At 61.3% G+C, this 25,113-nt stretch carries 25 protein-coding genes and 1 pseudogene; 16 read left to right on the top strand and 10 right to left on the bottom strand.

Features of this window, described 5'->3' with window-relative positions:
• The first annotated feature begins 202 nt into the window (after positions 1 to 202).
• From AC1DF8_RS24550 to AC1DF8_RS24540, 3 genes are all read left to right on the top strand, one after another.
• Entirely contained in the window at positions 203 to 1,747 is a 1,545-nt protein-coding gene (locus AC1DF8_RS24550; RefSeq protein ID WP_478155378.1) for a hypothetical protein, read from the top strand.
• 134 nt (positions 1,748 to 1,881) lie between these two features.
• Positions 1,882 to 2,550, top strand: a complete 669-nt coding sequence (locus tag AC1DF8_RS24545) for a class I SAM-dependent methyltransferase (protein ID WP_113210014.1) — start codon at positions 1,882 to 1,884, stop codon at positions 2,548 to 2,550.
• A 72-nt stretch (positions 2,551 to 2,622) separates the two neighbouring features.
• Positions 2,623 to 3,354, top strand: coding sequence for a sulfite exporter TauE/SafE family protein (locus AC1DF8_RS24540; RefSeq protein ID WP_113116209.1), 732 nt, complete (start codon positions 2,623 to 2,625; stop codon positions 3,352 to 3,354).
• On the opposite strand, the gene AC1DF8_RS24535 is transcribed toward AC1DF8_RS24540, so the two are convergent.
• Positions 3,351 to 3,698, bottom strand: coding sequence for a nuclear transport factor 2 family protein (locus tag AC1DF8_RS24535; RefSeq protein WP_478155377.1), 348 nt, complete (start codon positions 3,696 to 3,698; stop codon positions 3,351 to 3,353). The two genes, AC1DF8_RS24540 and AC1DF8_RS24535, sit on opposite strands and share 4 nt — an antisense overlap.
• A gap of 194 nt (positions 3,699 to 3,892) precedes the next feature.
• Here AC1DF8_RS24535 and AC1DF8_RS24530 point away from each other — a divergent pair, with 194 nt between their 5' ends.
• On the top strand, positions 3,893 to 5,122 hold the full coding sequence (locus tag AC1DF8_RS24530) for an MFS transporter (protein ID WP_478155376.1): 1,230 nt from the start codon (positions 3,893 to 3,895) through the stop codon (positions 5,120 to 5,122).
• 3 nt (positions 5,123 to 5,125) lie between these two features.
• Here AC1DF8_RS24530 and AC1DF8_RS24525 read toward each other — a convergent pair whose 3' ends face one another.
• The gene (locus AC1DF8_RS24525) at positions 5,126 to 5,734 is read right to left on the bottom strand and encodes a TetR/AcrR family transcriptional regulator (RefSeq protein ID WP_478155375.1); all 609 of its coding nucleotides are present in this window, start codon (positions 5,732 to 5,734) and stop codon (positions 5,126 to 5,128) included.
• Positions 5,735 to 5,844: 110 nt separating this feature from the next.
• Here AC1DF8_RS24525 and gstA point away from each other — a divergent pair, with 110 nt between their 5' ends.
• Both gstA and AC1DF8_RS24515 read left to right on the top strand, forming a co-directional pair.
• Entirely contained in the window at positions 5,845 to 6,528 is a 684-nt protein-coding gene (gstA, locus tag AC1DF8_RS24520) for a glutathione transferase GstA (RefSeq protein ID WP_478155374.1), read from the top strand.
• 152 nt (positions 6,529 to 6,680) lie between these two features.
• The gene (locus AC1DF8_RS24515; RefSeq protein ID WP_478155373.1) at positions 6,681 to 7,652 is read left to right on the top strand and encodes an NADP-dependent oxidoreductase; all 972 of its coding nucleotides are present in this window, start codon (positions 6,681 to 6,683) and stop codon (positions 7,650 to 7,652) included.
• Positions 7,653 to 7,703: 51 nt separating this feature from the next.
• Here AC1DF8_RS24515 and AC1DF8_RS24510 read toward each other — a convergent pair whose 3' ends face one another.
• Positions 7,704 to 8,606, bottom strand: coding sequence for a LysR family transcriptional regulator (locus AC1DF8_RS24510; protein ID WP_478155372.1), 903 nt, complete (start codon positions 8,604 to 8,606; stop codon positions 7,704 to 7,706).
• A 137-nt stretch (positions 8,607 to 8,743) separates the two neighbouring features.
• Between AC1DF8_RS24510 and AC1DF8_RS24505 the strand changes: the two genes are divergently transcribed.
• The 3 genes from AC1DF8_RS24505 to AC1DF8_RS24495 all read left to right on the top strand — a co-directional run bounded on the left by AC1DF8_RS24505 (position 8,744) and on the right by AC1DF8_RS24495 (position 12,864).
• The gene (locus tag AC1DF8_RS24505; protein ID WP_478155371.1) at positions 8,744 to 9,937 is read left to right on the top strand and encodes an HlyD family secretion protein; all 1,194 of its coding nucleotides are present in this window, start codon (positions 8,744 to 8,746) and stop codon (positions 9,935 to 9,937) included.
• Between the two features lie 77 nt (positions 9,938 to 10,014).
• On the top strand, positions 10,015 to 11,637 hold the full coding sequence (locus AC1DF8_RS24500) for an MDR family MFS transporter (protein ID WP_478155370.1): 1,623 nt from the start codon (positions 10,015 to 10,017) through the stop codon (positions 11,635 to 11,637).
• 30 nt (positions 11,638 to 11,667) lie between these two features.
• Positions 11,668 to 12,864: an adenylate/guanylate cyclase domain-containing protein gene (locus tag AC1DF8_RS24495; protein ID WP_478155369.1), complete on the top strand. Its 1,197-nt coding sequence runs from the start codon at positions 11,668 to 11,670 to the stop codon at positions 12,862 to 12,864.
• 101 nt (positions 12,865 to 12,965) lie between these two features.
• Here AC1DF8_RS24495 and AC1DF8_RS24490 read toward each other — a convergent pair whose 3' ends face one another.
• Positions 12,966 to 13,853, bottom strand: coding sequence for a branched-chain amino acid aminotransferase (locus tag AC1DF8_RS24490; RefSeq protein WP_112543059.1), 888 nt, complete (start codon positions 13,851 to 13,853; stop codon positions 12,966 to 12,968).
• A 251-nt stretch (positions 13,854 to 14,104) separates the two neighbouring features.
• Between AC1DF8_RS24490 and AC1DF8_RS24485 the strand changes: the two genes are divergently transcribed.
• Positions 14,105 to 15,145 (top strand): zinc-dependent alcohol dehydrogenase family protein, encoded by a 1,041-nt coding sequence (locus AC1DF8_RS24485; protein WP_478155368.1) that lies wholly within the window; start codon positions 14,105 to 14,107, stop codon positions 15,143 to 15,145.
• Between the two features lie 107 nt (positions 15,146 to 15,252).
• A complete protein-coding gene (locus AC1DF8_RS24480) occupies positions 15,253 to 16,158 on the top strand; it encodes an adenylate/guanylate cyclase domain-containing protein (RefSeq protein WP_478155367.1) in 906 nt (301 codons plus the stop codon).
• Between the two features lie 3 nt (positions 16,159 to 16,161).
• Here AC1DF8_RS24480 and tetR read toward each other — a convergent pair whose 3' ends face one another.
• Complete coding sequence (gene tetR / locus AC1DF8_RS24475) at positions 16,162 to 16,773, bottom strand: tetracycline resistance transcriptional repressor TetR (protein WP_478155366.1); 612 nt, start codon at positions 16,771 to 16,773, stop codon at positions 16,162 to 16,164.
• Positions 16,770 to 16,955, bottom strand: coding sequence for a hypothetical protein (locus AC1DF8_RS24470; RefSeq protein WP_478155383.1), 186 nt, complete (start codon positions 16,953 to 16,955; stop codon positions 16,770 to 16,772). Before AC1DF8_RS24470 ends, tetR begins: the two co-directional genes overlap by 4 nt.
• On the opposite strand from AC1DF8_RS24470, the pseudogene tet reads away from it, so the two are divergent.
• Positions 16,872 to 18,030, top strand: a pseudogene (gene tet, locus AC1DF8_RS24465) (Tet(A)/Tet(B)/Tet(C) family tetracycline efflux MFS transporter). The gene AC1DF8_RS24470 and the pseudogene tet sit on opposite strands and share 84 nt — an antisense overlap.
• Positions 18,031 to 18,072: 42 nt before the next feature.
• On the opposite strand, the gene AC1DF8_RS24460 reads toward tet, so the two are convergent.
• Complete coding sequence (locus tag AC1DF8_RS24460; protein WP_478155365.1) at positions 18,073 to 18,891, bottom strand: sugar phosphate isomerase/epimerase family protein; 819 nt, start codon at positions 18,889 to 18,891, stop codon at positions 18,073 to 18,075.
• A 272-nt stretch (positions 18,892 to 19,163) separates the two neighbouring features.
• Here AC1DF8_RS24460 and AC1DF8_RS24455 point away from each other — a divergent pair, with 272 nt between their 5' ends.
• The 3 genes from AC1DF8_RS24455 (at position 19,164) to AC1DF8_RS24445 (ending at position 21,723) form a co-directional block, all read left to right on the top strand.
• Entirely contained in the window at positions 19,164 to 19,628 is a 465-nt protein-coding gene (locus AC1DF8_RS24455; protein ID WP_478155364.1) for a cupin domain-containing protein, read from the top strand.
• A gap of 394 nt (positions 19,629 to 20,022) precedes the next feature.
• Entirely contained in the window at positions 20,023 to 20,793 is a 771-nt protein-coding gene (tam, locus tag AC1DF8_RS24450) for a trans-aconitate 2-methyltransferase (RefSeq protein WP_478155382.1), read from the top strand.
• 219 nt (positions 20,794 to 21,012) lie between these two features.
• On the top strand, positions 21,013 to 21,723 hold the full coding sequence (locus tag AC1DF8_RS24445) for a hypothetical protein (protein ID WP_112543053.1): 711 nt from the start codon (positions 21,013 to 21,015) through the stop codon (positions 21,721 to 21,723).
• A 58-nt stretch (positions 21,724 to 21,781) separates the two neighbouring features.
• On the opposite strand, the gene AC1DF8_RS24440 is transcribed toward AC1DF8_RS24445, so the two are convergent.
• A complete protein-coding gene (locus tag AC1DF8_RS24440) occupies positions 21,782 to 22,399 on the bottom strand; it encodes a LysE family translocator (protein WP_478155363.1) in 618 nt (205 codons plus the stop codon).
• Between the two features lie 148 nt (positions 22,400 to 22,547).
• Here AC1DF8_RS24440 and zwf point away from each other — a divergent pair, with 148 nt between their 5' ends.
• The gene (gene zwf, locus AC1DF8_RS24435; protein WP_478155362.1) at positions 22,548 to 24,056 is read left to right on the top strand and encodes a glucose-6-phosphate dehydrogenase; all 1,509 of its coding nucleotides are present in this window, start codon (positions 22,548 to 22,550) and stop codon (positions 24,054 to 24,056) included.
• A gap of 29 nt (positions 24,057 to 24,085) precedes the next feature.
• Here the strand turns inward: zwf and AC1DF8_RS24430 are convergent, their stop codons facing one another.
• Positions 24,086 to 24,376 carry a hypothetical protein gene (locus tag AC1DF8_RS24430; RefSeq protein WP_478155361.1) on the bottom strand — a complete coding sequence of 97 codons (291 nt, stop codon included), beginning with the start codon at positions 24,374 to 24,376 and terminating at the stop codon, positions 24,086 to 24,088.
• Between the two features lie 337 nt (positions 24,377 to 24,713).
• Positions 24,714 to 25,109 carry a hypothetical protein gene (locus AC1DF8_RS24425; RefSeq protein ID WP_113116227.1) on the bottom strand — a complete coding sequence of 132 codons (396 nt, stop codon included), beginning with the start codon at positions 25,107 to 25,109 and terminating at the stop codon, positions 24,714 to 24,716.
• Positions 25,110 to 25,113 lie beyond the last annotated feature (4 nt).

The following is a 25,113-nucleotide window of genomic DNA, read 5'->3' as shown; positions in this document are numbered from 1 at the left end:
CGCTTAGGGGACGCCGCCGATATTTCAATAAAAAACTGTTAATTTCTCGTGGGCGCTTTTGACAGATGGTGAACCGCACGTCTTAGATGCAATCCAGGGCTATCAAGGAGGGTTAGCACAACCTTTGATAGGATCTGCTTAATTAGCATTGCATAAATCATTTCAGGGACTTCTGACATCAACTTCGGGGCGTATGATGGTCATGAGCTTTTTTCGTCGTAATGAAGAACCGGTCAAGCCGGGTTCGAGAGTATCGGGCCATCGCCAGACATTTTCCATCACCGAACAGACGGGCCTCGTGGAGAGGCCGCCAGTGCAGTACAACGTTTCGGAAGTCGATGATTTCCAGGCTTTCGGCACGGCAATCGAGGAGAACAAGCAATCCTCCGAAGAGCTGCTCGTCAGCCTGACGTCGCTGCAGGAGCGGGTTTCCTCGCTGCTCGGCGCGCACAGCCACTCGCTCAACGAAACGGGCGCGCTGAGGGCCGAATGTTCGCGTTTGAGTTCGCTGCTCGACTATGAGAGCAATGCGCGGCGCAAGTCCGATCAGGAAAACCAGCGCCTGACCGCCGACAACAAGGAGCTGAAGCTCGACGGCAGCCAGCTTCGCGTCGAAGCCGGCACCTACCGCGAAGAGCTGGTGAAGCTGCAGGGCGTGCATGAGCTGACACGGGAAGAATTCACCGTCGTCGAAGCGCGGTTGATCGACGCCGAACGCGAGATCCGCGACCGGGCGCTGCAGTTCGACGACGTTTCCTCGCAGCTTCGTCGTACGCAGCAGGATCATGATGCGCGCAGCCGCGAACTGGCGAGTACCCGCGAGAAGCTGGAGCTGGAAACCACGGCGCATCAGCTGCTCACCGAAAGCTCGCGCCGCGAAAACAGCATCCAGCTGCGCGAAATCGCCCGCCTCAATGAGGAACGCACCCACCTCAAGAGCAACCTTTCTGAGCATGAGGCGCTGACGCGCGGCCTGCAGTCCTCCGTCGCCAACCTGAAGCAGGATCTGGCCGCTTCCGAGGAGCGTCATCGCCGCCTGGAAGCCGAGTTCGAGACGCTGGAAACCTCGTCGACGCTCGAAATCGCCAACCTGCGCACCAAGCACGAAGCGATCGGTTCGAAGTCCGAACTCGTCGAGAAGCTGCTGTCGACGGCCAACAGCCGCAACAAGATGACGGACGAGGAGTTGCAGTCGACCCGCGCGGAACTGAAGCGCACGAAGGGCGAACTCGCCACCGCGCTGGCGCGCCTGGAGCGGATGACCGACGAGCTCAACCGCGTTCGCCTCAACGGCACAGAAAGCGAAGCTGCCCGCCGCGAGCTCGCTGCCCACAGCAACGATCTTGTCATGAAGCTGCGTGAGGCCGAAAGCCAGCGCAGCAAGCGCGACCGCGAAATCGAAGCCTTCAAGCACGATCTGGATACGCGCCTCGACACCGACCGCTACGAAATCGGCCAGCTGCGGACGAGCCTCGAAATCGCCAAGTCGGAAATCCGCCAGCTCCGCGCCGAACGCTCGATCCTCAGCGGCCAGCTCGAAGTGGCCCGCGGCGATCGTCCGAGCCTCGCAGACGCCCTGCCCGTCGAAGAGCCGGTGAAGGAAGATGTCCGCATGCCGGCCGCCAGCTTCGCGCCGATGATCGACATTTCCAATAAGTCGCTGCGCGGCAGTGGCGTGGTCGCCGGTTCGGTCAGTGACGAGCTTGCCTCCATCGAAACCAATCTGCGCACGCCGCCGGCAGAGTGATCGAAGCTTCCTTGGTCACGAAAAGACCTTTCCGCTGAAGGCAAAAGCAGCGGGTTGGACAGGTCCTTTGCCATGCGCCGGAACCGGAGCCTGCCTTCACGAGTTTGAAGGCAGGGTCTGGAGGAGGCGCTCTCATGGGACAAGTTCAAAATCGGGGTCAAATTCAAAATCAGGCGGAAGACCAGCAGAAGATCTATCAGCGCTGGGCACCGGTCTATGACCGGGTCTATCGCAGTCTCCTGCGTGATGGGCATCGTACGCTAGCACGGCTTGCCGCTGGCGCCGGCACCGACATTCTGGAGATCGGCGTCGGCACCGGCCTGGTGCTATCGCACTATCCCCGGCGCTCCCGGGTGACGGGCATCGACATTTCCGAGCATATGATCGCCAAGGCGCGGGAGAAAATTGCCCGCCACAAGCTTTTCCACGTGCGGCACCTACAGGTGATGGACGCTCATGCGCTGAGCTTCGAGGACAAGTCTTTCGATGCCGTCTGCCTGCCCTTCGTCATCACGCTCATTCCCGAGCCGGAACGGGCACTGGACGAATGCGCGCGTGTTTTGCGGCCGGGCGGCGAGATCATCCTGGCCAGCAAGCTCGGCGACGGCGCAGGGCTGCAGGGAGCAATCGAGGACGCGGTGGCGCCGCTTGCCCGGCGGATCGGCTGGAGCTCGTCTTTCCGGATCAGCCGGATCACCGACTGGGCGCGCACGAGCGGCTTCGATGCCATTGAAATCTTGCCGGTTTTCCCGAACGGGTTCTTCAAGGTCATCCGCCTCAAACGGCACTCGCCGAACGTTTGAGCCGGAACTTTTTTCGCCCTCAGCGTGTTTGCAGTATGCCTTCGGTCAGCCCTTTGCTCGTCAAGGATTTTCATGAGCACGGATTTCTTCCTCTTCATCGTCATCGGCTTCTGCGCACAGATCATCGATGGCGCGCTCGGCATGGCCTTCGGCGTGCTGTCCACGACCAGCCTGCTGACGCTCGGCGTGCCAGCCGCCAATGCCAGCGCCATGACGCACGTGACGGAGCTGTTCACGACGGCAGCATCGGGCATTTCCCATGCCTGGCACCGCAATGTCGACTGGAAGCTCGTGGCGCGGCTGGCGCCGGCCGGCATGATCGGCGGGGCCGTCGGCGCCTTCCTGCTTGCCAGTGTCGACGGCAAGGTGATCGAGCCCTTCGTCTCGGCCTATCTGATCGTGATCGGCCTCCTCATTCTCTGGAAGGCTTTCCACCCGGCTCCGAAGCGTGATGTCCGCGACTGGATGGTGCCGCCGGTTGGGGTTTGCGGCGGCGTGCTGGATGCGATCGGCGGCGGCGGATGGGGACCGATCGTCACCAGCTCGCTCGTCGGCCGCGGCCATGATCCGAAGCGGGTTATCGGATCGACCAATTTCACCGAGTTCGCGGTGACGCTGACGATCTCGATCACCTTCTTGCTGACACTCGGCTGGTCGGAGCTCGGCTCGGCAGCGGGTCTGATCATCGGCGGGGTGATCGCGGCACCCTTCGGGGCGATCCTCGTCAAGCGCCTGCGGGTGAAACCGCTGATGGTCGCAGTTTCAATCATCATTATCGCGACATCTGCGATACGGTTTTTCTAGCCAGTGTTTCGGCCGAAATAGACATCGACGCCGGAGATCTTCTCGCCGTCGAAGCGAAAGCTTTCCATATTGCGGAAGGCTTTGCCGCTGGTCATCTCGGCCCGGTAGCGCACGACAGCCTCTTCGCCGTCGACCGCCAGGAACTCGATGTCGAAGCCTGTCAGTGCCGGCTCGTTCGGCCAGCAGCGCTCGAAATAGGTCGCACGGTCGATATGGTCGTCCTGCGGGCTGGAAAAGGTGAAGTCCTCCGTCAGCATCGCATCGACGATATCCTTCCGCTGATCGATATAGGCTGCGTAGAGATCGCGCAGCATCCGTGCCCGGGCCTCGTTCCTGCTGGTCATAATCGCTTCCTCCTTCGATAATCTGATTTCAATTTGCAATCAGTTGGAGGCCCGATCCTGACTTTCAAGCCGCCTTTTGCGCCGGGGGCAGGTCGGATCGGGCGGAATCCGTCCTTGGCAGGCCGCGGGGCGGTGCGTAAAGTGAGGATAGCTTCATCTTGGCGCTAGCCAGACTGTACCGAAGAAGATCCGCAATGACCGATACGCAATGGGACGCCGCGAAGGTGGCGCCCGGCTCCGCCTACTGGAAACGCAACCTCGTCATCTCACTGCTTGGCTCGTTCACGACCATTGTGGCGATGACGCTGCTGCTTCCGTTCCTTCCGCTTTATGTGGAGGAGCTCGGCGTGAGTAACCATGCGGCGATCGTGCAGTGGTCGGGCATCGCCTATGGCGCGACCTTCCTTGCTGYCGCCTGCGTGGCGCCGATCTGGGGCCGGCTCGGCGACATCTACGGACGCAAGCTCATGCTGGTGCGCGCCAGCCTCGGCATGACGATCGCCATATCGCTGATGGGCATGGCCGGCAGCGTCTGGCAACTCGTGGCGCTGCGCCTTTTCGTCGGCCTGGCCGGCGGTTATGCATCCGGCTCGATGGTGCTGGTGGCGACACAGACGCCGAAAGACCGGTCCGCCTGGGCGCTCGGCGTGCTCTCGTCAGGCATCATGGCCGGCAATCTTGTCGGTCCTCTGATCGGCGGGGCGCTGCCGCCTATCATCGGCATCCGGGGCACGTTTCTGGCGGCCGGCGGCATGATCTTCTTCGCCTTCCTGGCGACGACCTTCCTGATCAAGGAAGAGAAGTCGGCGGCCCGCAAACAGGCGGCCAAGGCATCCGGCGGCTGGAAATCCATTCCCGACAAGCGGCCGGTCGTCGCAATGCTGGCAACCGGGCTGCTGCTGATGCTCGCCAATATGTCGATCGAGCCGATCATCACCGTCTATGTGGCACAGATCGTGCCCGACCAGGGCCAGGTAACGATGATTTCCGGCATCGTCATGTCGGCGGCAGCGCTCGGCAGCATTCTGTCTGCCTCGCGGCTCGGGAAGCTTGCCGACCGGATCGGCCATTGGCCGGTCATTGCCGGCGCGCTCGCGATCGCGGGACTGCTGCTCATTCCGCAGGCCTTCGTGAACGCCTCATGGCAGCTGATCGGCCTGCGCTTCCTGATGGGACTGGCGCTTGGCGGGCTGTTGCCCTGCATCACCGCGGTCATCCGGCATAGTGTGCCTGATAGTGCCGCCGGCAGTATTCTGGGCCTGTCCATCTCGTCGCAATATGTGGGACAGGTCGCCGGGCCCGTTCTCGGCGGCTTTGTCGGCGGGCATATCGGCATGCCGGCAGTCTTTCTCGGCACCTGCGTCCTGCTTCTTGCGGGTGCGGCCTTCACATGGCTGGTGCGCACGAAGAGCGAGGAAGCCTGAGGTTCAGGCTTTACCGCAAATCATGTCGACGCCGGACTGTGCCAGGGCTTCCAGCGTCTCGCGACTGTCGCCGGCGCGAGCGCGGACGGCCAGCGAATGCATGACGGCGGAGGCGAGCCTTGCAAGAGTGTGAGGGTCGCCTCCATCCGGCAACTCGCGCCGCTCTATGGCGAGCTTCAGGCGCTTTTCGATCTCGCCGTCGAAATCGTCCAGGCTTCGGCTCAATACTTCCCGAACCCGTTCATGCTGGATCGCCTCGGCTGTTGCAGTGCCGATGAGAAAACAGCCGCGCGCGGCTGTTTCGCCGTGAAGATAGATCTCCAGAGCCCGTTGATAGACACGTGCGAGGTTTTCGCGCAGCGGCAGCAATGGATCGAGCGCATCGGCAAGCACATCCATACTCTCGGCGCGATAGCCCTCGAGTGCATCGAGATAGAGGTCTTCCTTGTCTCCAAAGGCGCCATAGAGGCTCGGACGATTGAGCTGAGTGGCCGCGCTCAACGTATCCAGCGACGTACCGGCAAAGCCCCGATCCCAGAAGACCTCCCTTGCCTTCTGCAAGGTCACCTTCGCATTGAAGGCCCGTGGACGCCCGCGCTTCTTCTCGCTCATTTTGTACCATTTCGCATAAAATAATTGACCAAGAGAATTTTATGCGAAATAGTACAAATGTCCAACGGATTGATGCAGACGGTTTCGCACCGTCGCAGGAGGAGAAAAACATGAAGCTCTACATGCACGCGGCCGCCTGTTCGCTCTCGCCGCATATCGTCTGCCGGGAGCTCGGTATCGATATCGAGCTCATCACGGTCGATCGAAAAACACATCGCACCAGCAACGGCGAGGACTATCTCGCGATCAATGGCAACGGCTATGTGCCGGCGCTTATGCTCGATGATGGCAAGGTACTGACGGAGGGGCCGGCGATCGTGCAGTTTCTTGCAGACAGCGCTCCTGATGGAAGACGTATGCTGCCCGAAATCGGCAGCTTCGGCCGCAATCAGGTGCAATCCCTGCTGAACTTCATCACATCGGAGCTGCACAAGCCGATGGTGATGCTCTTCAATGCTGATTACGCTATCGTGCATGAGGCGATGCGTGCGGTCGTTCAGAAGCGCCTCGGCTGGATCAACGGAAGGCTTGCCGGCCCTTATCTCACCGGCGAGAATTTCACGGTCGCGGATGCCTATCTCTTCGTCTGCCTCAACTGGTCGCCCTGGATCGCGATCGATCTCGATCTTTTTCCAGCTATTCCTGCCTTCATGAAGCGCGTCGCTGCCCGTCCGGCCGTACGGGCGGCATTGAGCGAGGAAGGGCTTATGGCTTTCAATGCCGGCGGCAATTTCTTTGCCCCCATCGCCTATATCCAGTCCGCCGGATATGTCGGCTCTCCGGTCCGTCCGTGATAGAATGCCGGTCCGGCAGGAAGCGCCGCCGGACCGGATTATCCTTTGATGGTTGATAATCCTTCCCGAACAGCATGGATTATCGAAAGCCTTCGATGGCGGCATCTTCACTCCATCGAAACCGGAAGCCCGGTCACACAAAGGAGCGAACAATGACCACCTCAGTGGAGAATGTCGCGAAGACAGATAAAACCATGAAAGCCTACAGGGTCCACGCGTTCGGACCGCCGGAAGCTATCATTCAGGAGGAGGTAGAGATCCCTGCGCCCGGCAAGGATGAGGTTCTGATCAAGGTACATGCGGCCGGTGTCGGCCCCTGGGATGGCTGGATCCGATCCGGTAACAGCGCCCTGCCCCAGCCCTTGCCGCTGACACTCGGTTCCGATCTCTCGGGCACGATCGAAGCGGTCGGCGAAGGTGTTACGCACGTGGCCCGCGGCGATGCCGTCTATGGCGTTACCAATCCCCGCTTCATCGGCGCCTATGCGCAATATGCGATTGCAGTCGCCGGGATGATTGCTGCAAAGCCCAAAAGCATCGGCCATGTCGAAGCTGCCTCGATCCCCGTTATCGCTGTTACCGCGAAGCAGGCGCTGTTCGACCATGCCAAGCTTACCGCCGGACAAACCGTCCTCATCCATGGCGCGGCCGGCAATGTCGGCGCCTATGCCGTGCAATTCGCCCACAAGGCCGGGCTGAAAGCGATCGCGACGGCCAGCGGCGGCGATATCGACACCGTCAAGCGGCTCGGCGCCGATGTGGTCGTCGACTTCCGCAGCCAGCGCTTCGAGGATTTCGCTCGCGATGTCGATGCCGTCATCGATCTTGTCGGCGGCGAGACGCAGACGCGTTCCTTCGCGGTGCTGAAGCGCCGTGGCAGGTTGATTTCGGCCGTCTCGCAACCGGATCAGGAGCTTGCCAAGGCAAAAGGCGTCGACGCGCTCTTCTTTCTCGTTAATGTCACGACGAATGAGCTCCGTGACATCGCTGCGATGGTCGATGCCGGCGAACTCGAAACGAATGTCGGCGATGTGCTTCCACTCGATGCGGCAATCACGGCGCATGAGATGCTGGAGGGCAAACGCCCGCATGCAAAGGGCAAGATCGTCTTGCAAGTCGACTGAGATGACCTCAGACAGCGTCCAACGGGATAAACAGTCCCAACGGACGCTTTCTCACGCCATCCACTTGCGGTGTTCGGCGAACCGCTCCACAAGCATATCCAGGAACAGCCGCACCTTGGTCGGCAGATGGCTGCGGTTCGGATAGACGGCGTTGATATGGATCTCGACGCCGCGATAGTCCGGCATCATCCGTACGAGGCGGCCGTCCTCCAGATCCTCGAAGACGACGAAGCTCGGCGCGAGGAAGATGCCCTGCCCGTTCAGCACCAGATAGCGCAACGTCTCGGCGCTGTTGGAAATGATGCTTCCGCCCACCTTGACGCTCTCCTGCCGCCCCCCGGCATCCTCGAAGCGCCATTCCTCACCGAAGGGATAATAGGCATATTGCAGGCAATTGTGCTCGGCGACTTCGGCCGGTGTCGTCGGCATGGCGTGGGTCTTCAGATAATCGGGTGAGCAGACGAGAAAATGCCGCCAGGGCGTCAGCTTGCGCGCAACAAGGCTCGAATCCGGCGATGGCGTCGTGCGGATCACCAGATCATATCCGTCCTCGATCATGTCCACCGCGCGCTCGCCGATGTTGAAATCAATCTGGACGGCAGGATAGAGCGTCATGAACTCGTCGATGACGGGCAGCAGGAAACGGACGATGGCGCTGCTGGTGTAGAATCTCAGCGTGCCGCGTGGCGTCGAACTCAGAGCACCCGCAGCACGATCCGCCTCTTCGAGATCGGCCAGGATCTGCGACGAGCGCTCGTAATAATATTTGCCGGTCTCGGTCAGGCTTACCTTGCGTGTGGTGCGGTTCAGGAGCCGCACGCCGAGGCGATCTTCCAATGATTGCACGTGGTTGCCCACCATGGTGACGGACATGTTGAGGCGCCGCGCGGCAGCGGAAAAACCGCCGCACTCCACCACCCGACCGAAGACTGTGAGGCTGGTCAGCCGATCCATATCGCTCCTCGATTATCCGCTGAGAGTTGATGATCCTTCCCGAAAACAGCAGATTATCAGAAAGTACTGCTGGGTCCATCTTCCACTCATCGAACAGGGCTTCGCACGAACGAAGCAAAGACGAATGGAGAAGGACAATGGTTGAACTGCCCCGCAACGAAGCTTTCAAGACCGTCCAGCCGGCCGAAAGCGCCCCCGCCGCCGAAGCGATGGCTGCAGCGGCAGCGGCCGTGGAGACCCCGAAGAAGAATGGCCGCAAGTTCTTCAAGCGCGCCGTGATCGCCGCAGCCCTGCTCGCCGGCGCCGCCTTCGCCGGTGATTTCGGTCACCATTACTGGACCGTCGGCCGTTTCATCGAATCCACCGACGATGCCTATGTGAAGGCCGACTATACGACGGTCGCCCCGAAGGTCGCCGGCTATATCAAGCAGGTGCTCGTCAACGACAATGACACGGTCAAGGCCGGACAGGTTCTCGCCCGCATCGATGACCGTGATTTTCAGGCAGCGCTCTCGCAGGCCAAGGCCGATGTGAAAGCAGCCGAGGCTGCCGTCACCAATCTCGACGCGCAGATCTCGCTGCAGCAGTCGATCATCGAACAGGCCCACGCGACACTCGATGCCTCGCAGGCTTCGCTTGTCTTCGCCCAATCCGATGCGGCCCGTGCCGGCCGGCTGATTACCAATGGTGCCGGAACGCAATCCCGCGCCGAACAGAGCCAGTCGCTGAAGGATCAGGCCGCCGCTGCGGTCGAGCGCGATCAGGCCGCTGTCGTCGCCGCCGAGAACAAGGTGCCGGTGCTGCAGACCCAGCGTGAACAGCTGCTTGCCCAGCGCGACCGCGCCGTTGCTGCCGCCAGCCAGGCGGAGCTCAACCTCTCCTACACGGAAATCGTCGCTGCCGTTGACGGCACGGTCGGTGCCCGCTCGATCCGCGTCGGCCAGTATGTCACCTCGGGCACGCAGCTGATGGCGGTCGTGCCGCTGCATGCGGTCTATGTGATCGCTAACTTCAAGGAAACGCAGCTGACCTTCGTGCGCCCCGGCCAGACGGTCGAGATCAAGGTCGACAGCTTCCCCGATGTTGCGATCAAGGGTCATGTCGACAGCGTTTCGCCGGCCAGCGGCCTCGAATTCTCGCTGCTGCCACCGGACAACGCCACCGGCAACTTCACCAAGATCGTCCAGCGCATCCCGGTCAAGATCGTCATCGACGACGAACGCCTTGCCGGCCTGCTGCGCTCCGGCATGTCCGTGATCCCCGACATCGATACCAAGGCCGCCCAGACCTCCGCGRCCGCGGCGGAAGGATTATCCACCCCTGCTGGATGATCCTTCCATTCCTTTCTCAATTATCACCCGAACAGCGTCATGAGACAGTTTTCCGCAGAGCCGGAAGGAGATAAGTCATGGCTACGCTTCAGATCGCCGCAAACAGCAATTCGGTCGCGCGCCCTGCCGCTGCGATCGTCCCTGCTGCCAAACCCGTCATGAGCCCGCTTCGCATGTGGACCGCGGTCGTCGGCTCCACGCTCGGCGCCTTCATGGCGATCCTCAACATCCAGATCGTCAATGCTTCGCTGGCCGATATCCAGGGCGCTATCGGCGCCGGCACCGACGATGGCGGCTGGATCTCGACCTCCTATCTGATTGCCGAGATCGTCGTCATTCCGCTCAGCGCATGGCTTGCCCGGGTCTTTTCGGTCCGCAACTATCTGCTGGTCAACGCCATCCTCTTCCTGGTCTTCTCGGTCGCCTGCGCCTTCGCTGTCAACCTGCAGCAGATGATCATCCTGCGCGCCATCCAGGGCTTTACCGGCGGCGTGCTGATCCCGATGGCCTTCACCATCATCATCACGCTGCTGCCCAAGCCGAAACAGCCGATCGGCCTCGCGCTCTTTGCGCTTTCGGCGACGTTTGCGCCGGCGATCGGCCCGACCATCGGCGGCTATTTCACCGAAAACTGGGGCTGGGAATATATCTTCTATATCAACCTCGTTCCCGGCGCCCTGATGGTCGGCATGCTCTGGGCTTCGCTCGAACGTGCGCCGATGAACCTCGGCCTGCTCGCCAAGGGTGACTGGCCCGGCATCATCACCATGGCGATCGGTCTTGCCGCGCTTCAGACCGTGCTCGAAGAAGGCAACAAAGAAGACTGGTTCGGCTCGGAGTTCATCGTCCGGCTCTCGATCATCGCAGCCGTCTCGCTGACGCTCTTTCTCATCATCGAACTGAAAGTCGCCCATCCGCTCCTGAACCTGCGGCTGTTTGCCCGCCGTAATTTCGGCTTCGGCATCCTTGCGAATTTCCTGCTGGGTATCGCGCTCTATGGCTCGGTCTTCGTGCTGCCGATCTACCTGGCCCGCATCCAGGGCTACAACTCCGAGCAGATCGGCTTTGTGCTTGCCTGGACCGGCATCCCGCAGCTCCTGCTGATCCCGCTGGTGCCGCGCCTGATGAAGCGGTTCGATATTCGCCTGCTGATCATCGTCGGCTTTGCGCTCTTTGCCGTCTCGAACTTCATGAATGTGCATATGACAGGCGACTATGCGAGCGATCAGCTCTTCTGGCCGAATGTCGTGCGTGCCGTCGGTCAGGCGCTGGTCTTCACGCCGCTCTCGGCGATCGCCACAGCAGGCATAGAGCCGGAGAATGCCGGCTCGGCTTCCGCGCTCTTCAACATGATGCGCAATCTCGGCGGTGCCGTCGGCATTGCCTCGCTGCAGACCTTCCTGTCGAAGCGTGAGCAGTTCCATTCGAATATCCTGACCAACTCGGTCTCGGTCTTCGAGGAAGCCACCCGCGACCGTGTCGCCAGGATGACCGCTTACTTCATGAACCATGGCGTCACCGATCAGGCGCTTGCCACTCACAAGGCAGTCGTTGCCATCGCGCTGAAGCTGCGCAAGCAGGCCAATATCATGGCTTTCAGCGACACCTTCTTCCTGCTCGGCGTCGCCCTTGTGGTGGCCCTGCTTGCCACCCTGCTCCTCAAGAAACCCGGCCAAGTCTCCGGCGGCGGCGCTCACTGAGCGCCCCCGCTCCCAAGGAGGAGAACACCCATGAACAATCTGCTCGACATCGACTATGCCGTTGAAACCAGGACGCCCGCCGGCAGTCTCAACACGACGGCGGTGCTCGGCCTCATCGAATGGCTGACCGGCGACGAATGCCATGCCCTCGACGAGGTCGGCCTTGTCTCCGGCCTTGGCCGCCGCCTGCGTGCGCTCGGCGTTCCGGTCGACCGGCTGACATTGCATCTCATGACGTTGCATCCGGAATATATCGGCCGCACCATCGCCTGGGCGCCAGGCGAACCGGTGGAGATCCATGACCGCGAGCACGGAACGCGACTTGCCATTGCCAACACGCCGCTTCAGAAGGTTTTCGAAAGCCGTGAGATGCTCGTCGTCGGTCCGGGCCAGAGCCCGCATGGCCGCTGGCAGCATATCGATGTCTTTGCCGGACGCGCGCTCGTGCAGCTGATGATCGCGCCCCTCTGCAATGCCGATGGCCCGGTCAGCGCCGCGATCTTCGGCACCAAGCGGCCGGGCGGTTTCACATCATGGGAAATGCAGGTGATCGAACGCATAATCCCGGCGCTGCGCAATACCAGCGAACTCCGTATCCTGCGCCAGGTCGAACTCAGCCTGCTCGACACCTATATCGGCCCGTTGACGGCGAGCCGCATCCTGGCCGGCCGCATCCGCCAGGGCGAAATCGAATCCATGCAGGCGGCCCTCCTGCTCTGCGACCTCAGAGGTTTTACCGAACTCTCCAACCGCCTGCCGGGCGAAACGGTGCTCGGGTTGCTGAATGCCTATTTCGACCGGGTCATTCCGGCGATTACGCACGAAGGCGGCGAAGTACTGAAGTTCATGGGCGATGCGGTGCTCGCCTTCTTCCCCGGATATGATGCGACGCGTACCTGCAATGCAGCGCTTTCGGCGGCACGGGCGATCCTCGAAGCGCTCGATGGGTTCAAATATGACGGCATCGGCGCCAAGGCGGGCATCGCGCTGCATCATGGCGAGGTCAGCTACGGCAATATCGGCTCCGGCCGGCGACTGGATTTCACGCTGATCGGCGGGGACGTCAATCTTGTGAGCCGCATCCAGGGCGCATGCAGCGAGCTTGGGGAACAGTTGCTGATGTCGGAGGCGTTTTTCGAGGCGGTGAAGCCGGAGGATGCGGTTTCGGCGGGAAGCCATCGGTTGAAAGGCTTCCCTGACGGGGTTGAACTGTACGGGGTGAGGTAGGTGAACCGCGCCGTACCGCAGGCCCTTCGCATGGCTTGGGGCGTTCGCTGCTGCCATTGATTCACTGGATCAATTGCAGCACTGCGCGGCAGCGCAGCTTGCTACTCATCACTCGCGGAGCGGCCGTAGGCCCAATCCATATAGAGTTCCAGCGCCTTGCGGGTGACCGGACCTTCCTGGAAGTTGCGGCCGTCGAGCCTGTTGACGCCGACCACCTTGGAATAGTTGCCGGTCGTGAAGATCTCGTCGGCACCCATGAAATCGTCGACCGAGAGCGTCGCCTCGCGCACGTCGAAGCCGGCCTTGTGCAGAAGGCCGAGAATGCGCTGCCGGGTGATGCCGGCGAGGAAGGTACGGTTGGCGACAGGCGTCAGGATCACCCCGTCCTTGACCATGAAGATGTTCGACGAGGCGGTTTCCACAACATTGCCGTTCGTGTCGCGCATCAGCGCGTTGTCGAAGCCGCGGCTTTTCGCTTCGGCAATTGCCCGACCGCTGTTCGGATAAAGCGAGCCCGCCTTGGCGTCGGTCATCGCGGTTTCCGGTGTCGGGCGACGATAGGGAGATACGGTGAGCGATGAACCGCCGTGGCCGCCCATTGCTGCTTCGAAAAGGCAGAGTGCGAAACGCGTCGATTCGCCGTCAACAGTCACGACGCTGCCCGGCGAACCATGCTCGCCCCAATACATCGGCTTGATATAGATCGGCGTCTTGCCATCGAACTTCTTGACCCCTTCCCAAGTCAGCGCCTCGATCTCTTCGGCAGTCTTGAGTGGCTTCAGACCCATGGCGACTGCAGAGCGGTTGACGCGCTGGCAATGCAGGTCGAGATCGGGCGCAATGCCGTCGAACCAGCGAGCGCCGTCGAAGACCGTGGAGCCGAGCCACATGGCATGCGAAGTCGGCCCGATCAGCGGCGGGTTGCCGGCAATCCATTCTCCGTCGACATAGGTCCATGTGGTCGTGCGGGGTGACGTATCGACGCGCATTTCAGCTCTCCTCCTGAAGTCGGCAAAGCAAAATCCTCACTGCCGGGGGCGGTCAAGCGCAAATTGACGGTTGAAACATCGACGCAAGAAAATGCCGGAGACCGCGTTACGATTGAAATATTGATGCGCGTTTGATGGTGCTAAAACGATGGGTGCATAAAGGAAAATGATGAAAGGCCGACTGGATGGATGCCACTGCCGCGTGCCATCATGGCAGGCGGAAAGGCGCGGGCGGACAAGGAGATGAACAGATGAAAGCCATGTATTACGAAGCCTTCGAACAGGCGCCTGAGATCCGCACCGTGCCGGACCCGACGCCTTCGGAAGACGGCGTGGTCATCGAGGTCGGCGCGACCGGCCTCTGCCGCAGCGACTGGCACGGCTGGATGGGCCATGACCCGGATATCCGTCTGCCGCATGTGCCGGGCCACGAGCTTGCGGGCAAGATCGTCGCGACCGGCAAGGGCGTCGTACGCTTCAAGGTCGGCGACCGGGTGACGGTGCCCTTCGTTTCCGGCTGCGGCCATTGCGGCGAATGCCATTCCGGCAACCAGCAGGTCTGCCCCAACCAGTTTCAGCCGGGCTTTACCCATTGGGGTTCATTCGCCGAATATGTCGGGATCGACTATGCCGACACCAATCTGGTGCATCTGCCAGAAAGCGTGGACGATGCCACCGCGGCGAGCCTTGGCTGCCGCTTCGCCACCTCCTTCCGCGCCGTCGCCGACCAGGCGCGCACCGGCCCGGGCGAATGGATCGCCGTGCACGGTTGCGGTGGCGTCGGGCTTTCGGCGATCATGATCGCCAGTGCACTGGGCGCCAATGCGATCGCCGTCGATATTTCCGTGGAGAAGCTTGCCTTTGCGCGCGAATGCGGGGCTGTCGCCACGATCAATGCTTCCGCGGTCGGCGACGTGGCCGAAGCGGTGCGTGAGATCACCAAGGGCGGCGCGCATGTTTCCATCGATGCGCTCGGCCACCCTGTCACCTGCTTCAATTCGATCAAGAACCTGCGCCGGCGCGGCCGGCATGTGCAGGTGGGGCTGATGCTCGGCGAGCATTCGACGCCGCAGATCCCGATGGCGCAGGTGATCGGCCATGAGCTGGAAATCTACGGCAGCCACGGCATGCAGGCCTGGCGCTATGATGCGATGATGTCCATGCTCGCTGCCGGCAAGATCGCGCCACAGAAACTGATCGGCAGACGCATCAGCCTTGAAGAGGCAGTACCGGCGCTGATGACGCTCGACAGGGCCGAGGGCACCGGCATCAGTGTGATTACACAGTTCTAGGCGGTCGCAAAACGATGGCCCGTGCCGTCGGGCTACCGAACCAAAGGTTGCGATCCCATCTATAGAGTGACGAAGCCAGCGATATGCCGGCGGCGATGGGGGACTTCATGAGCGAGACACAACGCAAGCTGACAACGATCTTTGCAGCCGACGTGCAGGACTATACGCGCATGATGGGCGAGGACGAGGAAGGCACGCTCGCCATGCTCAAGCACTATCGCGATGCCATGTCGCGCCTGATCGCCTCCCATGGCGGGCGCGTGGTCAACACCTGGGGCGACGGGTTGCTTGCCGATTTTCCGAGCGTTGTCGAGGCGGTCCGGGCGGCAATCGACGTTCAGAACGAGCTTGCCGGCAAGAATGCGGCACGACCGATGGACGGACGCATGCTCTTCCGTATCGGCATCAACCTCGGCGATGTCATTGTCGAAGGCGAGGATATCTATGGCGACGGCGTCAATATCGCGGCCCGCCTGCAGGCCTCTGCACCGCCCGGAGGGATCGTGATCTCCAACACGGTCTATGACCAGGTGCGCAACAAGGTGGCAGTCGGATTCGATTTCCTGGGGGCCCTGGAGATGAAGAATATCGCCGACGCGGTGCCAAGCTATGCCGTCCGCATCGGCGCTGTCGGTCCGGAGCCACAGAAGCCGGCGGCCGCTTCCGAACGGCCTGTCGAGATGCCGAAACCACGATCGGTGGCACCGCGCGGCAGGCTGCGCAAGCTTGGCGGCATTCTGGCTGTCATCGGCGCCATGATCTTGATCATCAATATTGCCACCTGGGAGGGGGAGTTCTGGGCTGTATGGCCGCTGCTCGCCTTCGCCTTCGTCGCGGCCATGATTTGGGTGCGCATGCAGGACCGTTTCGACCATCGCGTCGCCGCGCTCGCCGTCATCGGCGTTGGAATCGTCGCCATCAACATGCTGACATGGCACGGGACATTCTGGGCGATCTGGCCGATGCTGGGACTGTCTGTCGCTGCCGGGATTCGCTGGGCAATGCGCGACTGAGCATCAGGCGCGTTCTGCGAGCCGCCGTTCAGCGCCATAGATCATCATCTGCAGCCCGGCTTCGAAGAAAGCTTCGTGGCCGGATGTGCGGTAATGCACAATTGCCCGGTGTGTGAGCGGGAAATCGACTGCCGCAGCGTCGAGCTTTTCCTGCTCCGGCGGCGGTTCTGTCTGTTCCTCGATGACGCAGCCGACCGTGTAGCGGGCAAGGGCGACGAGCAGTTCCATGGCGAATTCCGCTTCCATGCCCGCTCCGACGAGGACAGCGATATGGGCTTCGACATTGGGAAGGTCCTGCGGACTGGTTTCCGTGCCGGCATGCACGCGGCCACCGTCGCGATAGCTCAAGAGCGTGCGACGGAAATCACGGGTGTTTTCGAGCATGAAGTCCCGCCAGTTCTCAGGCACGACCGGCCAGTCGTGGGTGTGGCCGCGCGCCATGATCTCCTCGGCCATGGCTTCAATCAGCGCCCGCTTGCTCTTGAAATGCCAGTAAAGCGCGGGCTGGCGCACATTCAGCCGATCGGCGAGCAGCCGTGTGGAGAGGGCATCGATGCCCACCTCGTTCAAGAGCTTCAGCGCTTCGTCGACGATCTGCGCCCGATCCACCTTCATCCTGTTTCCATTCCCTGTTGCCATTTCAATTTATCAGCGATAAGGAACTTATCAGTGATAAATTTTCGGGTAATCCCATGAAAAAGGCGCTCACCGTCATCTATGCCACCGTCATTCTCGATGCGGCCGGCATCGGGCTGACCTTGCCGATCTTTCCGCGGCTCCTGGAGGATGTCGGCCATACCGACAATCTCGGATGGCGATTCGGTGCCTTTCTGGCGCTTTATGCGCTGATGCAGTTCATCTTCTCTCCGGTGCTTGGGTCGCTGTCGGACCGGTTCGGCCGCAAGCCGGTGCTGATGCTGTCGCTTGGCGGGGCGGCGTTCGACTACGTGTTCATGGCCGTTGCTCCATCGCTCTGGCTGCTCTTCATCGGCCGGGCGATCGCCGGCATTACCGGTGCCAGCAATGCGGTCGCTGCCGCCTGCGTGACCGACATTACCGAAGATGCCGAGCGCACGCGCCGCTTCGGTCAGCTCAGCGCCTGCTTCGGCATCGGCTTCATCGCCGGACCGGCGATCGGCGGCGTGCTGGGTGAGTTTTCCGTGCGGCTGCCCTTCATCGCCGCTGCAGGGCTCAATGCAGCCAACCTGCTGATGGCCCTCTTCCTTCTGCCGGAGACGCGCAGAACCGGTACAGAAGCCCGAGAGCCACGAGTTTTCGCCGCTGGCGCATTTCCGCTGGCTGCTGGGCTACCGGCTGCTGCTGCCCCTCGCCGGCGCCTATTTCATCCTTGCGCTTGTCGGCGAGGTCGGCGGCACGATCTGGGTGCTCTATGGTCAGGACAAGTTTTCCTGGTCGCCGATGATGGTCGGCCTCTCGCTCGCCGCTTTCGGCTTCTTCCATGCCGTCGTGCAGGCCTTCATCGCGGGGCCGATCAGCGAAAGATGGGGGGAGCACCGTGCGCTCCTGATCGGCATCGTCGCCGACAGCGCCGCCTATATCATCATCGCGCTGGTGACAGAGGGCTGGATGGCCTTCCTGCTGATGCCGCTCTTCTGCCTCGGCGGCATCGGGGCGCCCGCCCTGCAGTCTCTGGTGACAGGGCGCGTCGACAACGATCATCAGGGACGTGCGCAGGGGCTGCTTGCGAGCATGACCAGCCTTGCCTCGATCATCGGGCCGCTGGCGATCAGCACCATCTACTTCGCTTCGCGCGATGTTTTCCCGGGGCTTGTCTGGGTCCTGGGCGCAGGTTTCTACGTGCTCTGCCTGCCGGTTGCCTTCACGCGCCGGTCGAAGGATGCGCCTGCCTGAAAGCGGACGGCGGCGGGATAATCAGCCCGCCGCCTGTCTCCGTTACTGGGCGACGCCGATCGAAGCCAGGTATTCAGCCGAAGCGATGATCTTCGACTTGTCCTTGATCTCGATGATCAGGCGCGGGTTGCTTTCGACCTTGGCAAGGGCAGCGAAGATCGCACGCCAGTTGACCGTGCCTTCGCCCAGCGCCCAGTGGCGGTCGGCATAACCATCGGCATCCTGCAGGTGCACATGGCCGAGGCGGTTGCCGGCGGCATGGACGTAATAATCCACTGGCGGGGCGCCGGTGGAGCCGTGGGCATAGTGGGCATGGCCGGTGTCGATCGAGACGGCGACGGCCGGCGAGTTGAAGCTCTCGGCCAAAGCCACACGGATATGCGGGTCCTTGTCTTCGATGTTCTCGATGACGAGGGTGCAGCCGATTTCCTCGGCGCGCTTCACCGCATCGCGCATCGTCTGATGGCAGTAATCGACAATGCTTTCGCGCTCGCCGGGATTGTTGTCGAGATTGTTGTAGCCCCACGTCGTATAGGGGCTGTGGACGACCATATGCGTGCCGCCGATCGCAGCGCAGACATCGAGGCCCTGCAGCATACGGCGGGAGACGACGGCGCGGATATCCGGATCCTGCGAGGCGATGACGAATCCCCAGAACGGGCCATGGATGCCGACGCGGCCCTTGTAGCCGTCGAGCAGCGTCCTGACGTGATCGGCGCGCGGGGTCCAATCGCCGTTCAGAACATCTGCATTGATGAAGCTCTGCAGTTCGAGATCACGAGACTTTTCGAAGAGCCAGTCACGATGGTTTTCGAGTTCGTTGATCGTCATGGCGGCGCCGACGATGGGAAGAGAAGACATGGGGGTGCTCCGCTGATGGTATGCCGGATTGGCAGGGAAGGATCGGCGCGTTCTATGCGCCTCTTCTGTGTCGACGATATTACAGAAAAGACGACGGCCAACCTGTCGCACTTGCGCTGCGGGGAAGCCATACCGATATGATCGCGGTCGGCTTCGGAGCCCGAAAGCGCGCAAAGTCGCTTGTTCTTCGCCCCTCCCCCGATTTTGCGGCGGTTGCCAAAACGACCGCGAAGGTCTATCGGACCGCCCCGCAAGAAAAAGAAAGAGACACCATGTCCAACTCATTTGTGAAAACAGATGCCCGGACGGAGGCAAGAAGCTTCTTCGTGCTGGGCGACAAGGTCGAGCGACGGGCTCGCCTCACCGGCAACTGGCTGAACATCTTCGACATGACGGTTGCGCCCGGCGGTAAGACGCCGCGTCACGCGCATGCAAGCCCGGAAGTCTTCCGGATCATCGAGGGCACGCTGACGATCTGGCGGCTGACCGATACCGGGCCGGAAGAGATCCAGGCGAGCGCGGGCGACATCGTCACCATCGCCCCCTTCATGGTGCACGGCTATTCCAACAACGGAACCGTCCCCGCAGTCTTTTCTGCCATCGTCGATCGCGACATGGCAGAATTCATCGAGACCGAGGGCGTTACCGAGCAGCCGCAGGGCAGCCCGTCGCCGGAAACGGTGGCGCGTATGCGGGCCGCTGCAAACGCCCACGGGATCACGATACTGGCGGCATAGGTCAAATGCGCCGCAGTTGAGAGCAAAGAGACCGTCGGGGCACCACGCCGACGTTAAACACATTCCCCATTTGACGACCCAAAGGCGGGGTGATCTTTTTTTGGTGCGTCCCAGACATTTCGGCCTGCATAAAAGACACAGCGTGCGCGTAGCCCACCGCCGTTGGCGGCTTACGGAACACACGCTCGATCCGTCCGGTGACCAGTCGTTTTATCCGAGGGGAGCTACACGTCATGTCAGCGCCGCATTGACACCTGATGCTTTTCAACTGGATATCCAACTTTTCCCACCGGGCCGGTCTCGCGTTCGAGATAATCACGCTGTTGGCGGCGACATAGACAAAATTTGCATCCGCCGCGTCGTAGGACGCGGCCCGACATGAGGAGAGACGATGATGGCATGGTCAGCCAGCCAGTATGTGAAATTCGAGGATGAACGCACTCGCCCGGCGCGCGACCTGCTGGCGCAGGTGCCGCTGACGGAGTTGCGCCACGCGGTCGATCTCGGCTGTGGACCAGGCAATTCGACAGAGCTGATCATCGACCGCTATGGGGCGGCAAATGTCTCCGGCCTCGACAGCGATTTGAACATGCTCGAAGCCGCTCGCAAACGGCTGCCGGGTACGGCTTTCGTCGAGGCGAACCTGTCCACCTGGCAGCCGTCGGAACCGGCGGACCTTTTGTTTGCCAATGCCGTTTTCCAATGGCTGCCTGACCACCTCGATATTTTCGACCGGCTGATGGACGGGCTGGCGCCGGGCGGCGTGCTCGCCGTACAGATGCCCGACAATCTTGGCGAGCCGAGCCATCTGATGATGGAGGAAACGGCCCATGCCGGCCCGTGGAAGGGTGCCTTCGAGAAAAAGAGCGTACGTCGCAATGTGCTGCCACCTCCTTCGACCTACTACAGCCGGCTGATCGCCAAGTCGTCGCGGGTCGACATCTGGCATACGATCTACAATCACCCGATGGACGATGCCGCAGCGATCGTCGAATGGGTCAAGGGAACAGGCCTTCGCCCCTATCTCGACCATGCCGGCGAAGAGCATCGCGAGGCGTTTCTGGCCGACTATCTGCAACGCGTCGACAGGGTCTATCCGAAGGCGGCCGACGGCAAGGTACTGTTGAAATTCCCGCGTCTCTTCATGGTGGCCGTGAAGGCCTGACCGGCAAATCCTGATTTCTCTGGCGCCGGCAGCGATTCATCCATCGCTGCCGGCATCATTTTGTCGTCATTTCGCAAGCCACACGCAAAGTTTGAAGTGTAGCGATCCGTCTTGGGGTTTCTCAATCCAGACGTGCTTTTGCCGGCGTCATCGACGCTGATCGCTATCCGTTAAACGCCTTTGCGCATTGCGCGCGAGGACCGACAAAGAGATTTTGAGATGGTTTCTTCTGTTTCCAACATCAGGCTGCAGACTGCGCAGATCGCGCTGCAGGTGATCAAGGGCGGCTCTTCAGAGAGCAGCTCCAGCAGCAGCACGACCGACCACGATTATTCCAGCCTGCCCTCGCAGACCCGCTCGGCGCTCTCGGTCATGCTCGACAAGATCAATGCCGGCAAGGCCGGATCGACTGACGCAGCCGGCAATACGGTCGCCAGCACCGATATCACCACCGCCTCCTTCATGGCGCTGCTGCGCCAGAACATGACGGCCGCGGCAGACGCCAAGGGCGCGGGTAGCCAGGAGGCCGCCATGCTTGCCGCCTTCAAGAAGGGCCAGCTGACGGTCACCGATCCGACCCAGGGCGTTTCGATCAAGGCCTGGGACGTGACCGATCCAAAGGAGGCCGATGTCGACCAGAAGAAGGGGACCGACATCAAGACCGACGATTGGAACGACTTCCTGCGTGACCATCTGCAACGCGATTCGCACGGCCGCCTTGTCAGAAGCGAAAACGGCAGCTTCATCGAGAAGGGCACCGGCAACGAAGTCTATTTCGGCCAGGTCGGCTCGCAGAACTACTACATCACATGGCCGGCGAAGTCCGAGACCAAGCCCGCCAATGGCACAGGTGACAAGCCGGCAACCGACGGCGCCGGTTCAAAGCCGGCCACCGATACGACCACCGACAAGTCCGCCTCCAAGGCATAAGCGACCAACGTTCTACGACGGCCATTGCGAAAGGTTCTTCCGCAATGGCCGTTTTCTTTCAGGAGACAGCAAGCTCGGCCAGCGACAGGACAGCCGTCGCAAGGATGACGAGGCCGAAGCAGATGTTGAGGATCCTTTCGCTCGACGGCTCAAGCCTCATCTTGCCCAAGACGACACCCAGCCACAGCCAGAAAATGTCGACGATGATCATGACGAGGACGCAGAGCACCCATTTGGCCTGCATATCCAGCGCGCCATCCTGCGAGAGCCGATAGGCGGCAAACAGCGAGGCGAAGGCGATATAGGCCTTGGGATTGGTGAGACCGAGCACGACACCACCAGCAACGGTCGGCGAAGCGCGCCCACGCGCGGCCGAGAGATCAGCCCCGACCGGTGCCGATGCAATCTTCCACGACAGCCAGACCAGATAGAGAGCGGCCGCGACCGTCATGATCAACATTGCCTTGGGGATTGCCGCGATCAATGACAACAGGCCGGCAGCAGCGGCTGCGGCCGCAACCGCCAGGCCGATCTGCAGACCGAGATAGAAGCGCAGGCCGGTCGTCATGCCATGCTGGCGGCCGATCGCCAGAAGAGCAGCAATTGCCGGTCCGGGCGAACCGAGAAGAGCAAGAGCAGCCGTGAGGAAGAAGCCTGCGCTGACAAGATAGACCATGCACCACCCAATGACATAACGATATCTTTATGTCTTTATATAATTATGGCGCCGTGTCAAACACTTGTTATCCTTGAGCTGCAAGGTGCTTGCGGCAAAGCCGGAGCGCTTTATATTCGGCCGGACAATTCAGCAGGAGATGACACGCATGGACGCTCACCCCACCCCGCCCGTCACTCTCGTCATCTTCGGCGCCACCGGCGACCTGACACGGCGACTGCTGGTCCCGGCCATCATCAATCTCACCCGCAGCCGCCTCGTCGGCACGGATCTCAACATCCTCGGCGTCGGTATCGAACCGGGCGACGATGAATTCCTGCGCCAGCGGCTGGATGCCTTTCTCGCCCATCTCGAAGGCGAGGAGGCAAGCGCGAAGGACGAAGCCTGGGAGAGCCTGCGACCGCGCATCTCTTATCTGCAGGGCGATTTCACCAAGGACGATATCTTCCTCGAAATCGGCAAGCGGCTTGGCAAGACTTGCAATGCGGCCTTCTATCTCGCCGTACCACCGAGCTTCTTCGGGCCGATTGTCGAAAAACTTGCCAGTCTCGGGCTAATGGACGAGAGCGAGGGTTGCTTCCGCCGTGTGGCGATCGAAAAGCCGTTCGGCACCGACCTCGCGTCAGCGCGTGCCCTGAATGAGCGCATCCTCGCTCAGGTCGAAGAAAGCCAAGTGTACCGGCTCGATCATTTCCTCGGCAAGGAAACTGTACAGAACCTGATGACGGCGCGTTTCGCCAACATGATGATCGAGTCGCTGTGGAATAACCGCTATATCGACCACGTGCAGATCACCGCCTCGGAGATCGTCGATGTCGGCACACGCGGGAAATTCTACGACGCGACCGGCGCGCTGCGCGACATGATCCCCAACCATCTCTTCCAGCTTCTGGCGATGATTGCCATGGAGCCGCCGAACAGTTTCGACGCCGAGGCGATCCGCAACGAGAAGAGCAAGGTGCTGAAGGCGCTGCGCATCTATACGCCAGAGGAAGCCAAGGCGAATGGCGTGCGCGGGGCTTACGCCGCCGGTCCGCTGAATGGTACCGACTTGCCCGCCTATCGCGATACAAAGGACATTTCGCCTACCAGCAAGACCGAGACCTATGTGGCGCTGAAGCTCTATGCCGATACGTGGCGCTGGGCCGGCGTTCCCTTCTATCTGCGCACCGGCAAGGCGATGACCGCGCGCGATACGGAAATCGTCATCACCTTCCAGCCGGTTCCCTTCGCGCAGTTTCGCGAGACGGAGGTCAACCGCCGCCTGCCGCCGAACAGGCTCGTCATCCAGGTGCAGCCCGATGAGGGCATGAGCATGGAGATTTCCATCAAGTCGCCCGGACAATCCGTCGACACAGTGCCGGTCTCGCTCGATTTCCGCTATGCCGACAAATTCGATATCGGCAAGACGACCGGCTATGAATCGCTGCTCTACGACCTCTTCATCGGCGACCAGACGCTATTCCAGCGCGCCGACGGCATCGAGGCCGGCTGGGCGGCCGTGCAGCCCTTCCTTGACGAGTGGGCGAAGGACGATCGCATTCCGGATCCCTACACTCCCGGCACCATGGGACCCGCCTGCGCCGACGAACTGATCCAGCGCGACGGCCGCGAGTGGCATGAACTGGGCGTTATCCTTCACAGGAACGGCAAATAGCCGTTCCTGCTCTCTGTCCACCTCGACCGTCAGCGGCAGGCCGCTGCCAGCGTGTGGTCACGCTCGGCATTGCGATAAGCGCGCGTGCCATGTTTCGGGCAGGCTGTCCGCTCCGACGGAATAACGACTGTGACATTGTCATTTTCAACGGGATCCAGCGGAATCGAGATGCCGCCGCCGTTTGAGTTGGCGTCCGGGACGGTGCCGGGCGGCATGCCGCCAAAGCGGCCGGAATAATCCATATCGCCGAGGGTCTGGGCGAAGACCGGGGCGGCGAAACCGAGGAGGATGATCGAGGCTGCTGCAATCACCGTACGCATGACCAAATTCCTTCTTATGTGGCCGATATGAAACGAGATTTGAGCATGCATCGTTCCAGCCGATCCGGCCGTCGGTAAAAGATCCGGCTTGATTTAATCTAGGGAGGATTAGCGCGAATTTCCATGCAGCGCGCGATGTTCCCGAAGGTTTGATCTCATATCAAAAGGCGATTGCGCGTTTGAGAAAAATATGCGGGGTGGCGGGTGACCGACGGGCCCAAATAGCAGCGTTGATCGGGCTCGCCCAGCCGTGAAACACTCGGGGAAGAACGAGGAAAGTGCTTGAAAAACAAAGCCCTCGGGCGATGCCGAGGGCTCACTGAAACGACGGATCGGATTAAACGAACTGGCTCAGGCCGGGAACGGAGGCAACCACCTGATCGACCACCTCTTCGCCGGCATATTGCTTGGCGATGGCGATGGTTTCCTTGGCGAGCGAGGTGATTTCGCTCATGCCGAGACCCTCGCTCATCAACTGCTGGCCGAGGCCCATGATGCCGCCACCGCCGAGCGCGCTCATCAGGCCGCCGAGCAGACCGCCGCCACCGCCGGAACCTTCGCCGTTGAACTGGGCAACGAGTTCGGTGGCACCCGGGATCTTCTCGATCATTTCGGTTACCGGACCATCGGCCGCTTCGCGCTGCAGGAAGCCGAGCATCATGCCGAGCGCCTTTTCGGCCAGATCAGGCGCAATGCCCACACGATTGGCGATTTCAGTCACAATCTCATTCATCGTC

It is taken from the genome of Rhizobium sp. 05N49 (assembly GCF_056396805.1).
This window is presented reverse-complemented; position numbering and strand designations above follow the sequence as displayed.

Excerpts from the sequence above, each read along its gene's own strand:
- AC1DF8_RS24550 (WP_478155378.1), top strand. The coding sequence starts at position 203 with ATGAGCTTTTTTCGTCGTAATGAAGAACCGGTCAAGCCGGGTTCGAGA.
- AC1DF8_RS24545 (WP_113210014.1), top strand. The coding sequence starts at position 1,882 with ATGGGACAAGTTCAAAATCGGGGTCAAATTCAAAATCAGGCGGAAGAC.
- AC1DF8_RS24540 (WP_113116209.1), top strand. The coding sequence starts at position 2,623 with ATGAGCACGGATTTCTTCCTCTTCATCGTCATCGGCTTCTGCGCACAG.
- AC1DF8_RS24535 (WP_478155377.1), bottom strand. The coding sequence starts at position 3,698 with ATGACCAGCAGGAACGAGGCCCGGGCACGGATGCTGCGCGATCTCTAC.
- AC1DF8_RS24525 (WP_478155375.1), bottom strand. The coding sequence starts at position 5,734 with ATGAGCGAGAAGAAGCGCGGGCGTCCACGGGCCTTCAATGCGAAGGTG.
- gstA (WP_478155374.1), top strand. The coding sequence starts at position 5,845 with ATGAAGCTCTACATGCACGCGGCCGCCTGTTCGCTCTCGCCGCATATC.
- AC1DF8_RS24515 (WP_478155373.1), top strand. The coding sequence starts at position 6,681 with ATGACCACCTCAGTGGAGAATGTCGCGAAGACAGATAAAACCATGAAA.
- AC1DF8_RS24510 (WP_478155372.1), bottom strand. The coding sequence starts at position 8,606 with ATGGATCGGCTGACCAGCCTCACAGTCTTCGGTCGGGTGGTGGAGTGC.
- AC1DF8_RS24500 (WP_478155370.1), top strand. The coding sequence starts at position 10,015 with ATGGCTACGCTTCAGATCGCCGCAAACAGCAATTCGGTCGCGCGCCCT.
- AC1DF8_RS24495 (WP_478155369.1), top strand. The coding sequence starts at position 11,668 with ATGAACAATCTGCTCGACATCGACTATGCCGTTGAAACCAGGACGCCC.
- AC1DF8_RS24490 (WP_112543059.1), bottom strand. The coding sequence starts at position 13,853 with ATGCGCGTCGATACGTCACCCCGCACGACCACATGGACCTATGTCGAC.
- AC1DF8_RS24485 (WP_478155368.1), top strand. The coding sequence starts at position 14,105 with ATGAAAGCCATGTATTACGAAGCCTTCGAACAGGCGCCTGAGATCCGC.
- AC1DF8_RS24480 (WP_478155367.1), top strand. The coding sequence starts at position 15,253 with ATGAGCGAGACACAACGCAAGCTGACAACGATCTTTGCAGCCGACGTG.
- tetR (WP_478155366.1), bottom strand. The coding sequence starts at position 16,773 with ATGAAGGTGGATCGGGCGCAGATCGTCGACGAAGCGCTGAAGCTCTTG.
- AC1DF8_RS24470 (WP_478155383.1), bottom strand. The coding sequence starts at position 16,955 with ATGGCCGACATCCTCCAGGAGCCGCGGAAAGATCGGCAAGGTCAGCCC.
- AC1DF8_RS24460 (WP_478155365.1), bottom strand. The coding sequence starts at position 18,891 with ATGTCTTCTCTTCCCATCGTCGGCGCCGCCATGACGATCAACGAACTC.
- AC1DF8_RS24455 (WP_478155364.1), top strand. The coding sequence starts at position 19,164 with ATGTCCAACTCATTTGTGAAAACAGATGCCCGGACGGAGGCAAGAAGC.
- tam (WP_478155382.1), top strand. The coding sequence starts at position 20,023 with ATGGCATGGTCAGCCAGCCAGTATGTGAAATTCGAGGATGAACGCACT.
- AC1DF8_RS24445 (WP_112543053.1), top strand. The coding sequence starts at position 21,013 with ATGGTTTCTTCTGTTTCCAACATCAGGCTGCAGACTGCGCAGATCGCG.
- AC1DF8_RS24440 (WP_478155363.1), bottom strand. The coding sequence starts at position 22,399 with ATGGTCTATCTTGTCAGCGCAGGCTTCTTCCTCACGGCTGCTCTTGCT.
- zwf (WP_478155362.1), top strand. The coding sequence starts at position 22,548 with ATGGACGCTCACCCCACCCCGCCCGTCACTCTCGTCATCTTCGGCGCC.
- AC1DF8_RS24430 (WP_478155361.1), bottom strand. The coding sequence starts at position 24,376 with ATGCGTACGGTGATTGCAGCAGCCTCGATCATCCTCCTCGGTTTCGCC.
- AC1DF8_RS24425 (WP_113116227.1), bottom strand. The coding sequence starts at position 25,109 with ATGAATGAGATTGTGACTGAAATCGCCAATCGTGTGGGCATTGCGCCT.